The sequence below is a fragment of the Winogradskyella eximia genome (genome assembly GCF_003386165.1).
Taxonomy (GTDB): domain Bacteria; phylum Bacteroidota; class Bacteroidia; order Flavobacteriales; family Flavobacteriaceae; genus Winogradskyella; species Winogradskyella eximia.
The window spans coordinates 74508-96471 of record NZ_QRDV01000006.1; the positions used below are offsets into that span (position 1 = coordinate 74508).

Genomic DNA, 21964 nt, shown 5'->3' on the forward strand with positions numbered 1-21964 from the left:
TATATTATGCTAATTATAGAGCGGTGTTTACAAATAGCTCAACGTTTTGATACCATTTGCCTCCTAAAGGATTTCCATTGGTGTCTAAAAAACCCCATTCTTTGCCTTTTTTTACACGCGCTAATCCATTGTGAAATCCTTTTATAGAATTTTTGCTAAAAATAGATAGACCTCCAGCAGTAATTACATATTCTGCAGCTATAACCGTTTTACCTGATTTGTCTATAAAACCCCAAAGTTTCTTTTCTTTTACAGGAGCTAAACCACTTTCTGAAAATGTTTCAGCATCTCTGTAGATAAAATCAATTACTTTTTCTCCTTTTTCATTTATGTATCCCCAAAGTTTATCATTAGTAACTGGTGCTAAGCCATTTTTAAAGGCTCTAACCTTTTTAAAAGTTGGTTGAATTATCCATTCTCCTTTATTATTAACAAATCCTACTTTTTTATTACTACGTGCATAAGTTAGATCAGAATCATCTGTAAAGTCCCAAATTTTATCAGCTCCGCTAATAATGTTAAATTCATTATTGGTTATAACTCCGAAAGAATCACCCTTTCTAGCTCCAACACCTTTACTGTTGTAATCTCCTATCTCTAGGTATTCTAGTGGAATAAAAACGTCTCCCTTTTTGTTTATCATCCCCCAATTATCCCCATTTCTCACTCTTGCATAGCCATTATTAAATGGTTTAATAACATCGTAAGTAGGTTCTAATATAAGTTTGCCATCGGTTCCTAAAAGGCCATATTTTTTATTGCTTCTATAAAATGCAACTCCATCATTAAAATCATAGTATTTTTCATGTACAGGCGTTTTTAATATTTCGCCTGAAGCATCTATATAATTCCATTGGTCATTTTTAAGAACTAAAACAAAACCAGAATTAAAATCTTTTACTTTGTCATATTCAGGTTGAAGTACCCATTCTCCAGAGGTGTCAATAAGTCCCCATTTATCTCCTTGAAGAACTGCTGCATATTTTTCGGAAAAACTTGATGCTTTTTGAAACTGAGGCTTAATGACATATTCTCCAGAAGTGTTGATGTAGCCAAATAAATCATTGTCCCTAACCAATGCTAATTCTTGTGCATTAATTGAAAAAATAGTTTGTAAAAATACAAGTAGAAATAAGTGTTTAGTTTTCATGTGTTTATATATTTTTTACCATTTATCACATATAAAATTCAATATAACTATTCTAAGGAATAATTATATTTTTAGCAAAAGACGTTACTCTACACTAGCTCTTATACTGACTCATTTTTCATTATGTAAGCTTTAACTTCATTTACATAAGGATACATAACAACGTCTTCCGTAAATATAGGAACTAATTTTCTTATTTCATCATACATTTTCTTCGTTTTTGAAGATACCTGGTCTTGTGCTTTTAAGTATTCAATAGCTTGAATAATAGTAATCATTTCTATCGCTAAAACTTCAAAAGCGTTTTCAATAACCTTTTTGGTGATTAATGCAGCGTTTGTTCCCATACTCACAATATCTTGATTGTCGTTGTTGTTTGGGATGCTATGAACGTACATAGGGTTAGATAACATTTGATTTTCGGCTGTTGTAGATGTCGCTGTAAATTGAACACCTTGCATACCAAAATTAAGTCCTAATTTTCCAAGATTTACAAATGCAGGTAATATGTTGTTGAGGCTTGGATTAAGTAGGTAGTTTAATTGTCGCTCTGCAAGCATACTCATTTTTGTAACTACTATTTTTAACTTATCCATTTCTAAAGAAACATAATCTCCATGAAAGTTTCCACCATGATAAACATGTTGTTTCTCAACATTTACAATAGGATTGTCGTTAGCAGAATTCACTTCTTCTATTAAGATGCTTTCAACACTATTTAAAGTGTCTAAAACAGGTCCTAATATTTGAGGAACGCAACGTAATGAATAGTACTCTTGTACCTTATCTTCAAAAACAGAAACATTATCACTGTTTTTCTCGTATAAGTGATGCTCTCTCTTTCTAGTTAAGTCACTATCTTTTAGGTGAGCACGCATGTCTTCTGCGATTTTGTGCTGTCCTATATGTCTTTTTGAATGATTTAACTCGTAAGATAAATGATCATCGTAGGCTTTTACAATTTCATTAATTGCGGCAGAGCAAGAAATCATCCAATTTAGTAATCGTCTGGTATAAACTGTATTTACAATGCCTATACCTGTCATTACAGAAGTACCATTCATTAAAGCTAGTCCTTCTCGCAATTCTATTGAAATTGGTTCTAAACCTTCCGTTTTAAAAACGTCTTTTGTTGCTTTACGTTCTCCTTTGTAAAAGACTTCTCCTTCACCAATTAGTACTAATGCTAAATGTGCTAATTGTACTAAATCTCCGCTTGCGCCAACTCCTCCGTGTTCATATATTAACGGAGTGATATCTCTATTAATCAATTCGGTCATTAAATTTATAACCGATATGTGCACTCCAGAGTTACCTAATGATAAGGTGTTTAATCTTGCTAGCATTGCGGCTTTTACATACTTTGGTTGTATGTGGTTACCTGTGCCAGATGCGTGGCTACGGATTAAATTGTATTGTAATTGTATTCTTTCAGAATCTTTAATTTTGTACTGTGCCATTGGGCCAAAACCTGTATTGACACCGTAAATAACTTTATTTTCTGAAAACTCTTTTAAAAAGTTAAAGCTTTTTTCAACAGTCTCTAAAACAGTATCATCCATTTGAATAGAATGAGATTCAAATATTACTTTATAAAAATCTTCAATTCTTAATTCCCCTTTAAGTTTTACCATCTATATTTTTTCAATATCTTTAATGAATATTTTTTACAACTCACAAGTTGTAGCTGTGCTTATGTGCAAATTTAAAATAATAAATGAATCTTTAGGTTTAAAATAATGAGTAATATAAATGTTGATGTTTTAATAATTGGTGCTGGGCCTTCTGGCTGTGTAGCGGCTTCTTATTTACATAATAATGGGTTAAAAATTAAAGTTGTTGAAAAAAACAATTTTCCAAGATTTGTTATTGGTGAAAGTTTGCTGCCAAGGTGTATGGATCATTTTGAAGAAGTAGGCTTATTAGATTGCTTGAAAAAGAAAGAATTTGAAGTTAAGGATGGTGCGCGCTTTTTAAGAGGAGATGAGGTTTGTAATTTTGATTTTAGTAAAAAACATACCGAAGGTTGGAATTGGACATGGCAAGTGCCACGAGCTGATTTTGATAAAACTCTGACCGATGAGCTTCTTAAAAGAGATGTGGACATTGCTTTTGAAGAAGAAGTGATTGATGTACATTTTAATGACGACGGAAGTTCTGTAACTTCTATAAAAAAGAAGGATGGTGAAATCTACAAAGTAAATGCTAAATTTATTGTTGATTCTAGTGGTTATGGTAGAGTTTTACCTCGACTTTTAGATTTAGAAAAGCCTTCAGAACTGCTGAATCAGTCTTCGATATTTGCACATGTTAAGGATATAAAACGACCAGAAGGTTGGGAAGGAACTAGGATTACTTTTGATGTCCTTGATACAAGATTGTGGTTTTGGGTGATTCCGTTTTCTAATGGAGTAACTAGTATTGGTTTTGTTGGGCCTACTGAATTTATAGAGTCTTTTGAAGGTTCTTCTTCAGAGAAATTAGCTGAAATGTTGAAATTGTCTTCCTATTATAGAGAGCGATTTGAAGATGTAGACTTTTTATTTAAACCTGTAGAAATCACTAATTATTCTAAGTCTGTGAAGCAACTTTATGGAAAAGGATACGTGCTAACGGGTAATAGTGCAGAGTTTTTAGATCCTGTGTTTTCTTCAGGTGTTACTTTTGCTACTGAATCTGCATTAATGGCAGCGAAATTGATTACTAAATCTTTGCGTAATGAAACTGTAGATTGGGAGGTAGAATATTCTGACTACATAAAACGTGGAGTTAATGTTTTTTCTACGTACGTAAAAGAATGGTATACAGGGAATTTACAAACATTATTCTTTCATAGGCCAGAAAATCCTGAAATTAAGAAACAAATATGTGCTGTATTAGCAGGTTATGTATGGGATGAGACTAATCCTTTTGTGAAAAATCACCATAGACTTGTTAGGACTGTTGCTCATATTATAGATATGGAAAAACAAAAAGTGAGTAATTAGATCACTAATTACTCACTTTTATACTTAAGTTCTAATTGATATTAGAATGCTTTTTTCATAATCAATTTAGATAAAGTTTTGCCTGTTTTAGCATAACCTTCACCAATACGATCTTCATTACTAAACGTACCGCCAAATTGAGCTCCTGGTGCATGTTTACTAGTGATTTCTAATAGTACATTATCTCTATTAGCTGTTTCAACAAATTTTAATAGTGTAGTTACTTTTGCTGGTTGTCTCATAACGCCAACATTATAACCTGGATATATCCAAACAGTTTCTACTATAAGTGTGTATTTTGCATCTGTAAGCCCTTCTTCAAAAGACATGCCTTTCTTTTCGGCTAAATCTCTATTCATAAGCTCTAAAAATTTTGGAGCATATATTAGTTCTCTACTAGCCAACCATTTTTTTGCCCAAGTCTTACCTTTTCCTTTTCCTTTAGATTCTAAATCTTCACTACGTTCTTTAACGTATTCGTCATTAGTAAGGTTGTCCTTGTTGATTTGCATATTGCTGTAATCAAACTCTACGTTAATGGCTTGATTGCTCTCAATGAAATCAAAATTGCCTTCTGCTACTTTCATTTTTTGTGCGTAAACTAAAGTTGAAACTAATAGAATAAACGCTAGTGATAATGTGTTTTTCATAATAAGATTTATAGTTATTGATTTGTCAAATATATTGAAAATAATTAATTGTAATTGTGCTATTTAAACTTTAATAGTTAGCAATTTAAATTATAATTAACTTTATTGCATTACGTTATTGGTTTATTTTCACTTTAATTAAAACGTCTTCTTTTTTCTTTTTGTAGAACTCTATTACAAATTCATTTTCGGCCGTTTTAATAACTCTATTGTTGCTGAATTGATGAACTTCAAGTTTTTTAGTGACGTTTCTGGTATCAAAAATGTTATCTTTTTCAACGTCACCTGTAGTATCATTAATTTTATAAGCAGTTAAGTAGCCACCATGGCCATCGCTATGTTTAGCTGGGATTTTGTTTAAAGGTAAGTCTATGTTTTTTACATTATCTAAATAAACTAAATAGTGGTTTCCGTTTGTATAAAAATAGGAGTAAGACATGCCTCCTTGGTAAGTCTTACTTGTGTCATAAACTTGTCCCATCTTAGGTGCTCCAGATTGTCTTTTTGGTAATTTTTTCATCCAAGCTAAATCACCGTTTGGATCTATTTTAGAAATTAACATGTCATTATTATGGAAAGTGTAATAAATACGCCCACTAGATGTGCGATGTTGTACCACAAAGGTTTGTTCTCCGATTAGTACAAGGCTACCGTCATTATATATAACTAAATCTCTAAGTTGTAAATTAATAAACTCTGCTTTGTCTTTTTCGTCTTTTTTGTTGTTCTTCTTTTTAGTTCTATCACTAACATATTGGTTTAGAACTTCTACAGGGATCTCGTGAGACTTTTTCTCTACTAATTCACCATTTTTATCAATTTTAAATGTGAATAATCCATCAGAGTTTGCTAATCTATTATTTAAACCATTAGTGTAAAAACCTGCACAAATCATAAAATCATCTGAAGATTCAAATAATGAAATTCCATTAATAAATTTATCATCTAAAACTATTTTGGTAATTTCTATATTATCCGAGCCATCTAAAAGTCTAAATAACTCCATGTGGTAATTAGCATCTTTGTCTTTCTTTTTCTTTTTGTCTTTATTACTATCGTCATGAAATACTTTAGAAAGCATATAGCCATGGCCTTCAGAGTCTACTGCGAAATCGAGTAAATTCATTCGTCTTTCAGTATATGGCATTTTATATTCATTAGACCAAACAGGATTTAAAGTAAAATCATATACGTTAACACCTATTATATCATAACTTTTAGTGTCTCTTTTTACCTCTGGTTTTTTTCTGTATTGTACCATAAGTTTAGATTCATCATAAGAAGTAATAAAGTCAAATTTGTCTGTAACTCCAAAGCCGCCAAACATTCCCATTGCACCAAAATTAACGCCAGTAGTATATGTAGCCATTGGTGATCCGGCTAATTTTCCTGAAATATCAATTAATTTAATAGGTTCCCCTATAAACTCACCAGTTTCAAAGTTGATTTCTCTGTAATATAAACGTTCATGCTTTGTTTTTTTTCCAGACCACGATGAGTAAAAAAAGTAATACTTGTCTTGCAGTTCAATCATTCCTTCTACAACATAATTATCAGGGAGATCTTCGTATTTTTTTTCTGAAATAATACCTAATCCTTCTACATCAAATTTTTGAATGACTAAATATTTTTTCCAAGGTTTAACAGTTAAGACTTGTTTGTTTTTACTGAAATAGAATTTTTTTGCAGCATCATAAACTTGATAAGGTTCACTAACATTAAAACTATAATCCGGAGATAATTCTTTTTGTGCGTTTAATGTCAGTAAGAAAAGACATGTACAAAGTAATAGGTATGCTTTTTTCATCAAATAAAGTTTATAATTGTTATTTGGTCGAATATATTGAAAATTATCAGGTTAGATTCTTTTTAACTCCAAGAACTATTGTTTTTTAATGAAAACTTGGTTGTTTTTCTGTAACTTAGAACTATACATGTTTAAAACATTGAAGATGTTAAGCCTAATAAACATGGCTTATTAATAAATTTACTACCTTAACAGCATTATACAATATTTGTTTTATGCCAGTTTTCTATAAACTTAATATTAATCTTTGTTTTTTACTTACAACACTACTTCTTAGTGTGAATTTTTATGCACAAGAGATTCCACCTATCCAAATATTTACTTCTCAAGATTATGGTGCTGAAGATCAGAATTGGGCAATAACTCAAGCTGAAAACAATTTTATATATGTTGCCAATAATAAAGGTTTACTAGAATATAATGGTGCGTCTTGGGCTCTTTATAATTCTCCAAACGATGGCATTTTAAGGTCGGTAAGGGTTGTTGGTGATAAAATTTATTCAGGTGGATATATGGATTTTGGTTATTGGACTAAAAATAACCAAGGCAAGTTAATGTATACCTCCCTAATTAATAATCAAAAATTTTCAATAAAGGAAGATGAGGATTTTTGGGGTATTATTGATATTGAAGGTTACGTTTTGTTTCAGTCGTTTGATAGAATTTACATTTATAATATAGAAGAAGATAGTTTTGATATTATAAATTCTGACTCTAGGATTAATAAAATGTTTAAGGTAGGTGAAACCATTTATTTTCAAATTACAAATAAAGGTGTTTTTAAGATTGAAAATGGTTTGCAAACCTTAGTGATTTCACCAGAAGCTATTGCTAATAAAGAATTGGTGAATATGTTTGTAATAGATTCAGGGTTGTTATTACTGACCAAAGAGAATGGTTTTTTTAATTTTATTAATGGTGAAATATTGCCTTGGTATCAAGATTCTGATATCCCATTTTCCAATTTAAGTATTTATAGTAGTGTTAGATTAAAAGATGAAAGTTTTGTTTTAGGTACAATCGCTAATGGAATATTTCATGTAGATAAAAATGGTAAAGAGTTATTGAAAATTAACCAATCTTTTGGGTTGAGCAATAATACTGTTTTGTCAATTAAGGAAGACAGTTATGATAATGTGTGGCTAGGTTTAGATAATGGCATAAATGTGATTAATCTGAATTCTCCATATAGCGTGTATACTGATAAACAAGGGGTTTTAGGTACGGTATATGTTGCTGCTCATGTAGAGGATCATCTTTATTTAGGAACTAATCAAGGCTTGTTTTATAAAAACATAAGTTCTAAAGACAAATTTAGATTTATAGAAGGGACTAAAGGCCAGGTTTGGAGCTTGTCTGTAGTAAAAGGCGCATTGTTTTGTGGCCATGATAAAGGAACATTTTTAATTAATAAGGGTAATGCTAAAGAAATTTCTAATGTTTTGGGAACTTGGGTTGTTAAAGAAATTGAAGGTTTTCCAAACCTTTTAATCCAGGGTAATTATAAAGGGTTAAATATTTTAGAAAAAAAAGCTAATACATGGAGTTATAGAAATAAAATTGAGGGCTTTGATATTTCTTCTCGATATTTTGAATTTCTTGGGTCACATGAATTACTAGTGAGCCATGAGCATAAAGGAGTATATAAAATTAAGATTGATGATGATTTTAATAAGGTCGTTGATTTTAAGAAGTTGTCAATCAATGAAGGCGTAAAATCTAGTATTATAAGTTATGATGATAAAATCTTATACAGTTCAAAAGATGGCTTTTTTTCATATGATGTAAAAAATCAAACATTCATAGCTGATACCGTTTTAAGTAAGTTGTTTAGTGGTAAAAATTACGTTTCTGGTAAGCTAATTAACGATAGAGAGGATAATAAATTATGGGGATTTTCTAATAATGACATTATATATATAGAGCCTGGGAAATTATCAAGTGAGCCAAAAATTAATACTATTGCTATTTCTGGTGAAGTACGTAAAAGCAAATCTGGATTTGAAAATATATTAGAGTTGGGGAATAACGTCTATCTAATTGGAACTACAGAAGGGTATTTAATAATGGATTTAAATAAACTTAAGAATAGAGCTTTAGATATACATCTAATCAGTGTTGGTAATGGTTCTCATCCTAATGAACTTGTACCATTAGATTTAATGAATCCTAGCGTCTTTAAAAATAAAACTAATAATATAAAGTTTAAGTACAGTGTAACTAATTACGATAAGCTTTCAACGTCTAAATATCAATATAAGTTAACTGGTATTTATGATAATTGGAGTGATTGGTCTACAAGTTCAGAAGTGTTTTTTAAAAATTTGCCTCATGGAGATTATACTTTTGAGGCAAGAGCAATAACAGGAGGAGTTGTATCAAATAATATATTGTCGTATACTTTTTCGATTGAAAAACCATGGTATCTTAAGCCATTGGCCATAATTTCTTATTTTGTTTTAGCATTACTCTTTATTTATGTGCTGTATTATTTCAATAAAAAGCATTATAAAAAACAGCAAAAAAAGCTCATTGAAAAAAAGGAAAGACAATTGGCGCTAGAGCAGTCAGAAAATCAGCGCCAGTTAATACAGTTTAAAAACAAAAACTTACAATTAGACATTGAGAATAAGAATAGGGAGCTTGGTATGGCAACTATGAATTTAGTAAAGCGTAATGAATTGTTAAGTAATATTAAGAGTGAGCTAACTAAAAGTAAATCGCTCAATGAAGTTAATAAAGTAGTTAAGCTCATCAACTCAAGCATAAACAATACAAACGATTGGGAATTGTTTGAAGAGGCCTTTAATAATGTCGATAAAGATTTTATGAAAAGAATAAAGACACTTCATCCATCTATTACTCCTAATGATTTAAGATTGTGTGCTTATTTAAGGTTGAATCTGTCTTCCAAAGAAATAGCTCCTCTTCTAAATATTTCTCATAAAAGTGTTGAGGTTAAGCGCTATCGTTTGCGTAAAAAACTTGGGTTAGAACACGAACAAAGTCTCTCTAACTACATTATTGAATTATAGCACCTATACACTTGTCTTATTTACCTATACAATACCTATACAAAACATGTATTTAGCATCGTTTTAACTGTTTACATGAGTTTTGTTAAGTAAAAGTTAATTCGGAGAATATCATAAAATAAAGGGGTGTTGAATGCTTTATTGGTAATTTTTGGTGTTTTATTTTACGTTGTATGTTTTATGTATAGCCCTATTTTAAGAATTCTCAATTTTTATTTTCTAATATTACATTATCTAATTAAATAAACTATGAAAATAAAACTTTTCACGCTATTTGCACTCATTTTAACAATGACGGCATTTGGGCAAAATGTAGATCTAACTGGAACGGTAACTGAAGCATCTTCAGGACAACCTTTACCAGGTGTTAATGTAATCCTTAAGAATACTTCAAAAGGAGCATCAACAGATTTTGATGGAAACTTTACTTTAAAAGACGTACCATTAAATTCTGTAGTAGTTGTTTCATATATTGGTTTTGTTAAGCAAGAGATTACGATTTTAAACAGTGACCCATTGAATATTGCTTTAGTTGAAGACTCAGAGTCTTTAAGTGAGGTCGTTGTAATTGGTTATGGTACGCAGAGAAAAGAATTAGTTACAGGTGCATATTCTAGCATGGATGCAGAAAGTATTGTTGAAACTAATCCGACGAGAATTGAAGAAGCATTAAAAGGTAGTGCGGCAGGAGTTCAAGTAAATGCAAATTCTAGTTCGCCAGGAGCTTCTCTCAATATTAGAATTAGAGGTATAACTACAAATGGAGATAACTCTCCTTTAGTAATTGTAGATGGTGTTAATATCGGAAGTGATCTTAGTATTATAGATCCTAATGATATTGAAAAAATGGACATTATCAAGGATGCTAGTTCTGCTATATATGGAGTACAAGGAGCAAATGGTGTTATTCTTATTACCACTAAATCTGGAAAGAAAAATAGAAAAACAAAATTTTCATACAATTCATACTATACCATTCAGGAAGCAGATAATCAAATCGATATGCTTAATAACTATGAATACGCTGCATATGTGAATGAAACGGAAGCCGCTGATGGTAATGCTTTGCCTTATCCAAATTTGCAAAATTTAAGTACTAACACCGATTGGCAAGAAGAATTATTCTCACAAGCTCCAATGTTTAATCATAATTTCAGTGTTAATGGAGGGTCAGAATCTACTACGTATGGTTTTAGTGCAAGTTATTTTGCTCAAGATGGTATAATTGAAAGTGATAAGTCTAATTATCAACGTTGGACTATCAAGAATAACTTAGGTGTAGACATTTCAAAAAAATTAAAACTAAATACCTTTTTATTATACACAAATATTAGAAATAAATCTATAGCAGAAGGAGGTCGAGGGTCTGCATTGTACTATGCGTTGAATGCTTCTCCTTTAACTTCTGTTTATGATGATTCTACACCTTCAAATATCTCTAATGGATATGCATACATTGGTCAAGAGCAGGGTAACGAAATTATAAACCCACTAGCGCTTATAAATAACACATACAATGAAGGTAGGGCAGATCGTTTTACAGGTAAAATTGAATTAGTTTACGATGTTATCGAAGATTTAAAAGCTACAACTCGATTTAATTTTAATTACTCAGATTATGGAGGAAGAGAATATTATCCGCTTCAATACTACGGTTTAGGTAAAGTTGTAAATAATGTTCAGTTAGAGACTAATAATTCTGGAGCTTTTGATGTTGATAGAAATGATGATGGACAGAGAGATCTTTATGGCACAGTTGCTGAAAATTCTCAGCATTCTTTCGATTATACTTGGGAAAATTTTATTGAATACAGCAGGTCATTTAATGATAAACATAATTTTAATTTTTTAGTAGGTACTTCCATAAGAAGTGAGGTGTATAAAGGCTTTTTTGGTTCTGGACCTTTAAATAGTGGGCCAGATTCATGGGATAATGCGTATTTAGGAAATTCAAATTCTATTATTCAGGTTGTGGATGATGAAGTAACCTCTAGTTTAGTGACGTCTGCAGATGGTAGAAATGAAAACAGATGGTATTCTTTTTTCGGAAGAGTTCAGTATGATTATGAGGGCAAATATATATTGTCTGCAATGGTAAGACGTGATGCTTCAACAAAATTTGGACCGAATAATAGAGTAGGTAATTTTCCTTCAGTTTCTGTTGGTTGGTTAGCATCTAATGAAGAATTCTTTAAGGTAGATTTTATTAATAAACTTAAAGTTAGAGGAAGTTGGGGGATAACAGGAAATGATAAAATAGGTGATTACAGATGGTTAGGTCTTTTACAAGGAACTACTGGTGAAGCAACTTATCCTTTCAATGATTTATTGTCATTTGGTAATGCCGTTGGTGCATTAGCTAATCCTGATTTAAAATGGGAAACGAATAAGCAGACAAATATAGGGATAGATATAGGGCTGTTTAATAGTAAGTTAAATTTGACTGTTGACTATTATAAGAAAACTACAGAGGATTTATTGTTAGTGCCAGAAGTATCAGGTCTTTTAGGATCAACTGCTGGAGGTAGTTCTGCTCCATTTGTTAATGCTGGTACTATTGAAAATAAAGGAATTGATTTAAGTATCAATTACAAGCATGACTTTAATGATAATTTTGGTTTTAGTGCAGGTTATACGTTAACAACAATTAAAAATAAAGCGCTTCAGGTTAATAATGCGGCCGGATTTATATCAGGTGGACTTTTTGGTTTAAGTCAAACAACATCTCGATTCCAAACAGGATTGCCTATAGGCGTTTTCTATGGTCTTAAGATGGATGGTATTTATCAAAATCAAGCAGAAATTGATGCGTTAAATACAGATACAAATAACGACGGAACTATTAATAGCGAAGATACGGCTTATCAAACAGGTGCAAGTCCAGGGGATATAAGATACGTAGATGTTGATGGAGATGGAGTTGTAGAATATGGGAGTAGCGATGACCAAACAGTTATTGGTAATCCAATTCCTGATGTTACAATGGGTTTTAATTTAAATATAAACTACAAGTCTCTTGATTTCGGAACTTCTTTGTATGCTTCTATTGGTAACGATATAGCACGTAGTTATGAAAGATTCCTTACTTACAGTAATAAGCCAGACCTTTATTTAGATCGTTGGACAGGTGAGGGTACTTCAAATTCTGTACCTAGAGCTTCAAATACAGCTTCAAATAATTTTCTATTTTCGTCTTTTTATGTTGAAGATGGTTCTTATTTAAGGATTCAAAACGTTCAAGTAGGATATTCACTTCCTAAATCGGTATTGGATAATTTAAACTTAGACAAAATCAGAATTTATGTTGCAATAAATAACCTTTATACTTTTACTAAATATAAAGGCTACAATCCAGATGTGTCCAATTCTAGCCCATTAGGTGCAGGAGTTGACTACGGCCAGTATCCACAGACAAGAACGTTTACAACAGGAATTAATGTTTCATTTTAATTTAAGACAAATGACTATAAAAAAAATAACAGCTTTATTCTTAATCTTAACATGCTTTGCGTGTGAAGATTATATAGATACGCTACCGGAAGGACAAGAAAATAGTGAGAATTATTTTAATTCTAAGTCGGATTACGAAGATGCACTAGTAGGTGTGTATGATTTATTGTCAACAACGTACCTCAATAATATATTGGGAGAAATAGCTTCAGATAACAGTTTATGTGGAGGTGAAACACCAACAGACGTTTTAGATTGGCAACAAATTGATGACATGACGCATACACCAGATAATGGTGCATTACGAAGTGTATTTCAGTTTATGTATGCAGGGATTAGTCGTGCAAATTATATTGTAGAATTTCAAGATAAAATTGATTTTGAAGGAAAAGAGCAATTGCTTGCGGAAAACCTAGTGTTAAGATCATATTATTATTTTGAATTGGTGAAGTTTTTTGGTGACGTACCATTATATACCAATGGAAGAATTACAATAGAAGAATCACAATCAATTCCTAGAACGCCTAAAGCAGAGGTGTATGCAAAACTTGAAGCAGATTTACAATCAACAATAGATGACTTACCATGGCAGCAAAATCAAAATGGTAGAGTAACCAAGGGTACTGCGCTATCATTATTAGGTAAAATATATTTATACCAAGAGAAATTTGAATTAGCAGCCACTACTTTAGACCTTGTGATTAATTCTGGTCAATATCAATTGGTAGACGATTTTTCAACTATCTTTTTAAATTCAAACGAAAATAACTCAGAATCAGTGTTCGAAGTACAATATTTCGGTGGTGAAGGTGGTAGTTTTGATTGTTTTCAATGTGTTGAAGGAAACATAGCTGTTGGGTTTATGGGACCACGATTTACAGGTGGTGATTTTGCTCCTTTTACTTCTGGTTTTAGTTTTAATCCACCAACACAAGAATTGTATAATTTATATTCAGCAGATGATGAAAGACGTGATGCTACTATATTAAGTATGGAATCTTTTATTGCTGAAAATCCAAGTGTAACATTCAGTTTAGGTAATGAACTTGACTATACAGGTTATTACAATAAAAAATATATTCCTTATGCTGAAGCAAATTCTGGAGATGTAAATCTTACTCATAGTAATAATTATAGAGCAATAAGATATTCTGATGTTTTATTGATGGCAGCGGAGGCGTATAATAGAAGTGGGCTCAATGATTCAAAAGCAAAGGATTATGTTAATTTGGTAAGAGTTAGAGCTGGATTGGATGAAATACAAACTTCAGGTACTAATTTAACTCAAGATATATACAAAGAAAGAAGGTTAGAATTGGCAGGTGAAGGTCATCGCTTTTTTGACCAAGTTAGAACAGGTAGAACTAATTCTATACCAAATTTCTCTAATAAGAATGTTCTATTTCCTATACCTAGAATAGAGATTGAATTAGCAGGAAATAACTGGGAACAAAATCCTGATTATTAAAAAACAAGAATACTATGAAAACAGTAAAATATATATTTAGTTTATGTCTTATAGCACTTCTAATTAATAGCTGTGTTACAGATGATGATAATACGGATTTTTTAAATTCGGCAGCTGCTCCCACTAATGTATTAGCAACATTTACAGTAACGCAAGATAATACGGGCTTAGTTACTATAACGCCAACCGCTGATGGAGCAACAGCGTTTAAAGTCTTTTACGGTGACGGTACTATAGAGGCTGCAAGTGTAGCTCAAGGCCAAAATACAACTCATATTTATGATGAGGGAACTTATAGCGTAAAAGTTGTAGCCTTTGGCTTAACAGGTTTAGAAACTGAAATCACTCAAGAGTTGGTGGTATCGTTTAATCCGCCAGAGAATTTAATGGTGACGATTGAAAATGATGCAGCTATATCTAAACAGGTAAATGTAACAGCAACGGCAGATTACGCTATGTTTTATGAAGTTGATTTTGGAGATGGTTCAGAAGTTCTTCAAACCAATATAGGAGAAGTGACTTCATACACTTACGAAAATGCTGGCCTGTATACTATAACAGTTACTGCAATGGGAGCAGCTATAGAAACTACAACTTATACAGAAGTAGATTTTGAAGTGACAGAAATAGTGCAGCCATTAAGTTCTGCACCAACACAGCCTTCAAGATCAGATACGGATGTTATTTCAATATTCAGTGGTACTTATACAGATATCACAGGAGTTGATTTTTATCCAAATTGGGGACAATCCACAACTTTCAACTTATTCAATTTAGGAGGAGATGAAATGTTGCAGTACACAAATTTAAATTACCAAGGCATAGATTTTTCAGGCACACCAATTGATGCTTCGCAAATGGAGTATTTACATGTTGATGTCTGGACAGCAGATGAAAACGATGCTAAAATATCACCAATTAGTACGGGTCCAAATGAAACAGCATATGATTTGGATTTAACAGCACAACAATGGACGTCGTTCGATATTCCTTTATCATTTTTTACGGATCAAAACCCGTTGGTAGATTTAAGTGATATTATTCAATTTAAGTTAGATGGTAACCCAGCAGAAGGTACAATATTTGTCGATAATTTATATTTCTGGAAAGCACCTTCAGGTACTCCAACAGGAGTAGTTGGTACTTGGAAGTTGTCTTCAACTGCAGGATCATTAGGAGTAGGGCCTGCTGTAGGTGATATTGGATGGTGGAATTGCGACTCAGACTGTGTAATTGAGAGAGCATGTTATTATGATGATCAATACATTTTTAATGCTGATGGCTCATTTAGCAATGTTTTAGGTGCTGATACTTGGGTAGAAGGTTGGCAAGGTGGTGGAGATACTTGTGGGACGCCTGTAGCACCTCATGATGGTTCTGGAGCAGCAACTTTTGTATATGATGAAGGAGCAGCAACAATTACATTAAACGGTGTTGGAGCTTATTTAGGTGTTCCAAAGGCAACTAATACTGGTGAACTATCAAATCCAGCAGACGCACCATCATCGGTAACTTATAACGTTACGCTTTCAAACTTTGATACAGAAATGTCTGTATATATTGAAGCGGGTTCAGGAGTATTTTGGCAATTTAATTTTACAAAAGAGGGAGCAGCACCTGCACCACTTGCCGGATCATGGCAATTATCCGCAGAAGCAGGTTCACTTGGAGTAGGGCCAACGCCTGGAGATATTTCTTGGTGGAATTGTGATGCAGTTTGTGTTGGAGATAGAGCATGTTATTATGATGATCAGTATGTTTTTGGATCGGATGGTTCTTTTTCTAATGTATTAGGTTCTGAAACTTGGATAGAAGCTTGGCAAGGTGGAGGAGATGCATGTGGCGTGCCTGTTGCACCTCATGATGGTTCAGCAAATGCAACTTATGATCTCGATTTAGATGCAGGAACACTTACAATAAATGGTGTTGGAGCTTACATTGGTTTAGCAAAAGCAGTGAATACTGGTGAAATAGCTAGTCCGGCAGATGCACCAACCTCAATAGTTTATGACATTACTATTATAGATAATAATACAATTAACGTAATGGTTGAAGCAGGAGCAGGTGTATTCTGGCAATATAAATTGGTGAAAATTTAAAAAAGAAAAAGATGAAAAACATGAGAAATTTAAAATATACAATGTTTCTTTTACTTTCACTTACTTTAATAGTGAGCTGTGAAGAAGATAACTACGAATTTGGTGATATAGTTACACCAACAAACATAACTATAACAGCAGAGATTGTAGGGCAAGATGCAGATAATCCTTATGGTGATGGAAGTGGATTCGTGAATTTTGTTTCAACTGCAGATAACGAAATAAGCTATAGATTCGACTTTGGAGATGAAAAAAGTGATATAGCACCTAGTGGTGAAATTACTCATCGATATACTGATGTAGGAGTAAATTCATATACCGTAGTCGTTAATGCCATTGGAACAGGTGGAATAATGACCAGTACATTATTAGAAATTGAAGTTTATAGTTCGTTTACAGATCCAGAAGCAGAAAGTTTCTTAAGTGGTACCAATGTAGGCGACAGCAAAACTTGGTATTGGGCAGCTAATGTTCCTTTACATGTAGGTTTAGGACCTGTAGATGAAGATTATGGGAATGGTGAATTTGCTTATGAGGCTTGGTGGAATGCTATTCAGCCATTTGATGAAGAAAAATCATGTATGTATAGTGATAAGTTTGTATTTACAAAAACAGAAAATGGAATAACTTTTGAGCAAACAGAAGGACCTGCATTTGTACCAGGGACTTATGCAGATATTCTTGGTGTAGCCGGTGATACTTGTCAAGATGAAAGTGTAATTCCAAGCATGTATGGTGTTAAAAATGTATCTTTCTTCCCGTCATCATCAATGGCAGCGTTAGAAGGAACTTATGCAGAACAACCATACAGACAAACGAGTTTTGAGATTTCTGATGGTGGTTTTATGGGCTGGTACGCAGGATCTGTTGAATATGATATTATTTCAATAAGTGATACAGAATTACATGTTAGATTTATTCAAGAAGGAGGTGGTTATGCTTGGTATGCTAAATATCAAACTCAAGACCCATTTGATGTAGATGCCTTTCCAACCTTAGCTTGGTCAGATGAATTTGATATAAATGGCGCACCAGACGCAGCAAACTGGACCTACGATTTAGGTGCAGGTGGCTGGGGAAATGGTGAAGCTCAAACCTATACTGATGCTGCAGATAATGTAATAGTAGAAGATGGTTTTCTTAAAATAACAGCGAAAGCCGATGGTAGTGGATATACTTCTGCTAGATTAAAAACTCAAGGCTTACAAGAATTTACATACGGTAGAGTAGAAGTGAGAGCAAAATTACCTGCAGCTCAAGGGACTTGGCCTGCTATTTGGATGTTAGGTGCAAACTTCCCTGATGTTGGATGGCCAGCTTGTGGTGAAATTGATGTAATGGAACAAACAGGTAGTAATAAAGACGATATTTTAGGAACTTGCCATTGGTTTGATGCAGGAACAAATAACAACGCTAGTTATGGTGAAATTACAACTATAACTGGTGCAACATCAGAATTCCATGTGTATTCATTAGAATGGACAGAAGAATCAGTGAGAATATTTGTAGATGGCACAGCATATTACACATTGGCAAACAACTCAGATTTACCTTTTTATGATAAAGACTTCTTTGTGATTTTGAATATTGCAATGGGAGGTACCTTAGGAGGGACAATTGATCCTGGGTTTACAGAAGATTCAATGGAAATTGACTATGTAAGAGTATACCAATAAAAATTATAAATATTTGATTTAGTTATTTTTTAAGGTCGAGCTATTAGTTCGACCTTTTAAAAATTTTATTAAAGGCCAATTAGATTGGATATAAAAACAAAAGAATTCATTTTGTAAAGCGCTAAGCTTTATTTTTTAGAAATTTATTATTAGAAATAGTACGACACCAATGACAAAGAATCCCATTTATATAGGAAATAAAAAAGCTTCAAATGACCAGTTAGATGTCAAAGGAGAACTTGTATCACTTTATAATGAAGACTATTATAAAATCTCAAATAGTGATAAAATGAGACCATTTTTTATGAGTCTTGTTAGTAATTCTAACCATTGGTTATTTATATCTAGTAATGGAGCGTTAACTGCAGGTAGAAAAAATGCAAATAATGCATTGTTTCCTTATTATACAGATGATAAAATCACTGAATCATTAGAAACAACTGGTAGTAAAACGATTATTCAGGTTCATAAAAACGGCAAGACGTTTTTATGGGAGCCGTTTTCTAATCGCTATCAAGGAGTTTATGCGACTAAACGAAACCTTTACAAAAACAGTTACGGTAATAAAGTTGTTTTTGAAGAAATCAACGAAGACTTAGGTCTTACTTATCGATACCAATGGAACTCTAGTGACCAATTTGGTTTTGTGAGAAAAGCTGATATTATTAATGATACAAATGAAAAAGTTGATGTTACTATTTTAGATGGTATTCAAAATATTCTACCATATGGTTTGGCTTCAGATTTTCAAAATGCAACAAGTAACTTAATTGATGCGTATAAAAAGTGTGAATTAGAATCAGATTCTGGAATAGGAATATTTGCTTTGAGTGCCATAATTGTAGATAAAGCTGAGCCAAGTGAAGCTTTAAAAGCAAATACGGTATGGTCTTCAGGATTAGATAATCCTACGCATTTAATTTCATCTTTACAGTTAGATGCTTTCAGAAATGGTAAAACGATTACTGAAGAAAAAGATATCCGAGCAGAAAAAGGGGCTTACTTTATTGTTAAGGATTTAAGCTTAGAACCAAATGGAGAGCGCAGTTGGATGTTTGTGGCAGAAGTCAACCAAACAATAAGTGAAATTAATAATATTTCAGAAAAAATTAAAGGGAACACTAACCTCGAAGAGCTTGTACAGAAAGATATAGATGCTGGTACTAAAAATCTTCTAGAATTAGTTGGTGCTTCAGACGGAATTCAGCTTGGTGATGATAAATTAAGAAACACAAGACATTTTGCAAATACACTTTTCAATATTATGAGAGGTGGCATCTTTGATGACGATTATAAAATTGAAAAAGAAGATTTTGTAAAGTACATATCTAAGGCCAATAAAAAGGTGTCAAAGAGTAAAGAAGAAATTTTAAATAGTTTACCTAAAATCTTCAATGTAGATTATATTAAAGATCTTGCTGATCAAGATGATGACAGCAATTTTAAAAGACTATGCTACGAATATTTACCATTAAAATTTAGTAGAAGACATGGAGATCCAAGTAGACCTTGGAACAAATTTTCTATTAATACACGCAGTGAAATAGATGGTTCTAAAATTTTAGATTACGAAGGTAACTGGAGAGATATTTTCCAAAACTGGGAAACACTAGCGCATTCTTATCCTGCCTTTATGGAAGGGATGATTCATAAGTTTTTTAATGCAACTACTTTTGAAGGTTACAATCCTTACAGAGTAACAAAAGATGGATTTGACTGGGAAGCCATTGAGCCAGATGATCCATGGTCTTATATTGGTTATTGGGGAGATCATCAAATTATCTACCTATTAAAGTTTTTAGAGTTTATAGAGAAGCATTATCCTGCTAAATTAGCAGGTAGTTTTACTCAAGATGTGTTTGTATATGCTAACGTACCATATAAAATTAAAAGCTATCAAGACACTTTAAAAAATCCTAAGGATACTATAGATTTTGACCATGCTTTAGATGAAAAAATTAACACAGTAAAAGAAAGATTAGGTGCAGATGGTGCTTTATTGAGAGATGAAAACTATTTCATTCATAAGGTCAACTTAATAGAAAAATTATTAGCAACCGTTTTAGCCAAAGTATCTAATTTTATTCCAGAAGGCGGAATTTGGTTAAACACACAACGACCAGAATGGAATGATGCCAATAACGCATTAGTTGGTAATGGTGTGTCTATGGTAACTTTATATTACCTAAGACGATTTATTAATTTCTTTGAAGGGATTGTGCAAGATTCTTCAGAGAAGGAATATAATCTTTCAGTGGAATTAAAAGCGTTTTTTGATGGTGTAGTGTCAACATTAAATGACAATGTAAAAGTCTTATCAGGAAAAGTATCCGACAAAGAAAGAAAGACCATTTTAGATGGATTGGGTACGGCTGGTAGCGATTATAGATTAAAAATTTATGAAACAGGATTTTCTAGTGATAAAGAATCTATTTCAAAAGAAGGGTTATTAGAATTCTTCACGGTATTAAAGCAGTATTTAGATCATACAATTAAAGCGAACAAAAGAGCAGATAATTTATATCATGCTTATAACTTAATGACGGTAGAAAATGATACAGAAGTATCCATTTCATACTTACCAGAAATGTTAGAAGGTCAGGTTGCTGTTTTAAGTTCAGGTTATTTAAAGCCAAAAGAAGCTTTAAGTTTACTAGATGCTTTAAAAGCTAGTGCACTTTTTAGAGACGACCAATACAGCTATATTTTATATCCAAATAAGCAATTATCACGCTTTGTAGATAAAAATAATATCCCATCTGCATCTGTTGAAAAATCAAAGTTATTAAAGCAATTGATTGCTGATAATAATACTCAAATTATAGAGAAAGATGTTTTAGGAGCATATCATTTTAACGGTAATTTTAATAATGCAGACAGCTTAAAAACGGCTCTTAGCCAATTGCCAGAAGGGAAATATGATGACTTAATTGCATCTGATAAAACGTTATTATTAGACATTTTTGAAGAGATGTTTGACCATAAATCTTTCACAGGTCGTTCAGGTACATTCTACGGTTACGAAGGTTTAGGGTCTATTTATTGGCATATGGTGTCTAAGTTATTATTAGCAACTCAAGAAAACTGTTTATTGGCAGTAGCAAATAATGAAAGCGAAGAAACTATAGGTAGATTATTAGAGCATTATTACGAAATTAATGAAGGCATTGGTGCCCATAAGTCACCAGAATTATATGGTGCTTTTCCAACAGATCCATATTCTCATACACCAGGTGGAAAAGGGGCGCAGCAACCAGGTATGACTGGTCAGGTTAAAGAAGATGTATTATGTCGTTTTGGAGAATTAGGTGTTTTTGTAGAGGACGGAAAACTGTTTTTTAATCCAAGATTGTTAAGAACTGAAGAGTTTTTAAGCGAAGCAAAAACATTCAAATACACAGCTATCGATAAGGAGTTGAAAACAATTTCACTAGAAAAAGGGTCACTTTGTTTTACATATTGCCAAGTTCCTGTTATCTATAAATTGGAAGACAATAATAGAGTTGAAGTGATTTATAACGATGGTTCAACTTCTAAGTTTGATGATTTAAAACTTGATGAAACTACAAGCGATAAAATTTTCAATCGTACTGGTGAAGTAAATCAAATTATTGTATCTGTAAAAAAGTAGTTAAAAACACT

Annotated in this window: 11 protein-coding genes; 7 read left to right on the forward strand and 4 right to left on the reverse strand. The window is 32.4% G+C overall.

The window, feature by feature from the left end; translation table 11 throughout:
- Positions 1–13 precede the first annotated feature (13 nt).
- Together DFQ10_RS12915 and DFQ10_RS12920 are read right to left on the reverse strand one after the other, a co-directional pair.
- A complete protein-coding gene (locus DFQ10_RS12915) occupies positions 14–1150 on the reverse strand; it encodes a WG repeat-containing protein (protein WP_115817853.1) in 1137 nt (378 codons plus the stop codon).
- Between the two features lie 101 nt (positions 1151–1251).
- A complete protein-coding gene (locus tag DFQ10_RS12920; RefSeq protein ID WP_115817854.1) occupies positions 1252–2784 on the reverse strand; it encodes an HAL/PAL/TAL family ammonia-lyase in 1533 nt (510 codons plus the stop codon).
- Between the two features lie 105 nt (positions 2785–2889).
- On the opposite strand from DFQ10_RS12920, the gene DFQ10_RS12925 reads away from it, so the two are divergent.
- Positions 2890–4137 (forward strand): NAD(P)/FAD-dependent oxidoreductase, encoded by a 1248-nt coding sequence (locus DFQ10_RS12925; RefSeq protein WP_115817855.1) that lies wholly within the window; start codon positions 2890–2892, stop codon positions 4135–4137.
- A gap of 41 nt (positions 4138–4178) precedes the next feature.
- Here DFQ10_RS12925 and DFQ10_RS12930 read toward each other — a convergent pair whose 3' ends face one another.
- Entirely contained in the window at positions 4179–4787 is a 609-nt protein-coding gene (locus DFQ10_RS12930) for a hypothetical protein (protein WP_115817856.1), read from the reverse strand.
- A 115-nt stretch (positions 4788–4902) separates the two neighbouring features.
- Entirely contained in the window at positions 4903–6594 is a 1692-nt protein-coding gene (locus tag DFQ10_RS12935) for a hypothetical protein (RefSeq protein WP_115817857.1), read from the reverse strand.
- A 215-nt stretch (positions 6595–6809) separates the two neighbouring features.
- On the opposite strand from DFQ10_RS12935, the gene DFQ10_RS12940 reads away from it, so the two are divergent.
- The 6 genes from DFQ10_RS12940 to DFQ10_RS12965 all read left to right on the forward strand — a co-directional run bounded on the left by DFQ10_RS12940 (position 6810) and on the right by DFQ10_RS12965 (position 21953).
- Positions 6810–9629 (forward strand): triple tyrosine motif-containing protein, encoded by a 2820-nt coding sequence (locus DFQ10_RS12940; protein ID WP_115817858.1) that lies wholly within the window; start codon positions 6810–6812, stop codon positions 9627–9629.
- Between the two features lie 249 nt (positions 9630–9878).
- Positions 9879–13079: a SusC/RagA family TonB-linked outer membrane protein gene (locus tag DFQ10_RS12945; protein WP_115817859.1), complete on the forward strand. Its 3201-nt coding sequence runs from the start codon at positions 9879–9881 to the stop codon at positions 13077–13079.
- Positions 13080–13089: 10 nt separating this feature from the next.
- Positions 13090–14547, forward strand: a complete 1458-nt coding sequence (locus DFQ10_RS12950) for a RagB/SusD family nutrient uptake outer membrane protein (RefSeq protein ID WP_115818003.1) — start codon at positions 13090–13092, stop codon at positions 14545–14547.
- Positions 14548–14561: 14 nt separating this feature from the next.
- On the forward strand, positions 14562–16646 hold the full coding sequence (locus DFQ10_RS12955; protein WP_115817860.1) for a PKD domain-containing protein: 2085 nt from the start codon (positions 14562–14564) through the stop codon (positions 16644–16646).
- Between the two features lie 20 nt (positions 16647–16666).
- Positions 16667–18322, forward strand: a complete 1656-nt coding sequence (locus tag DFQ10_RS12960; protein ID WP_115818004.1) for a family 16 glycosylhydrolase — start codon at positions 16667–16669, stop codon at positions 18320–18322.
- Between the two features lie 169 nt (positions 18323–18491).
- A complete protein-coding gene (locus DFQ10_RS12965) occupies positions 18492–21953 on the forward strand; it encodes a hypothetical protein (protein ID WP_115817861.1) in 3462 nt (1153 codons plus the stop codon).
- Positions 21954–21964 lie beyond the last annotated feature (11 nt).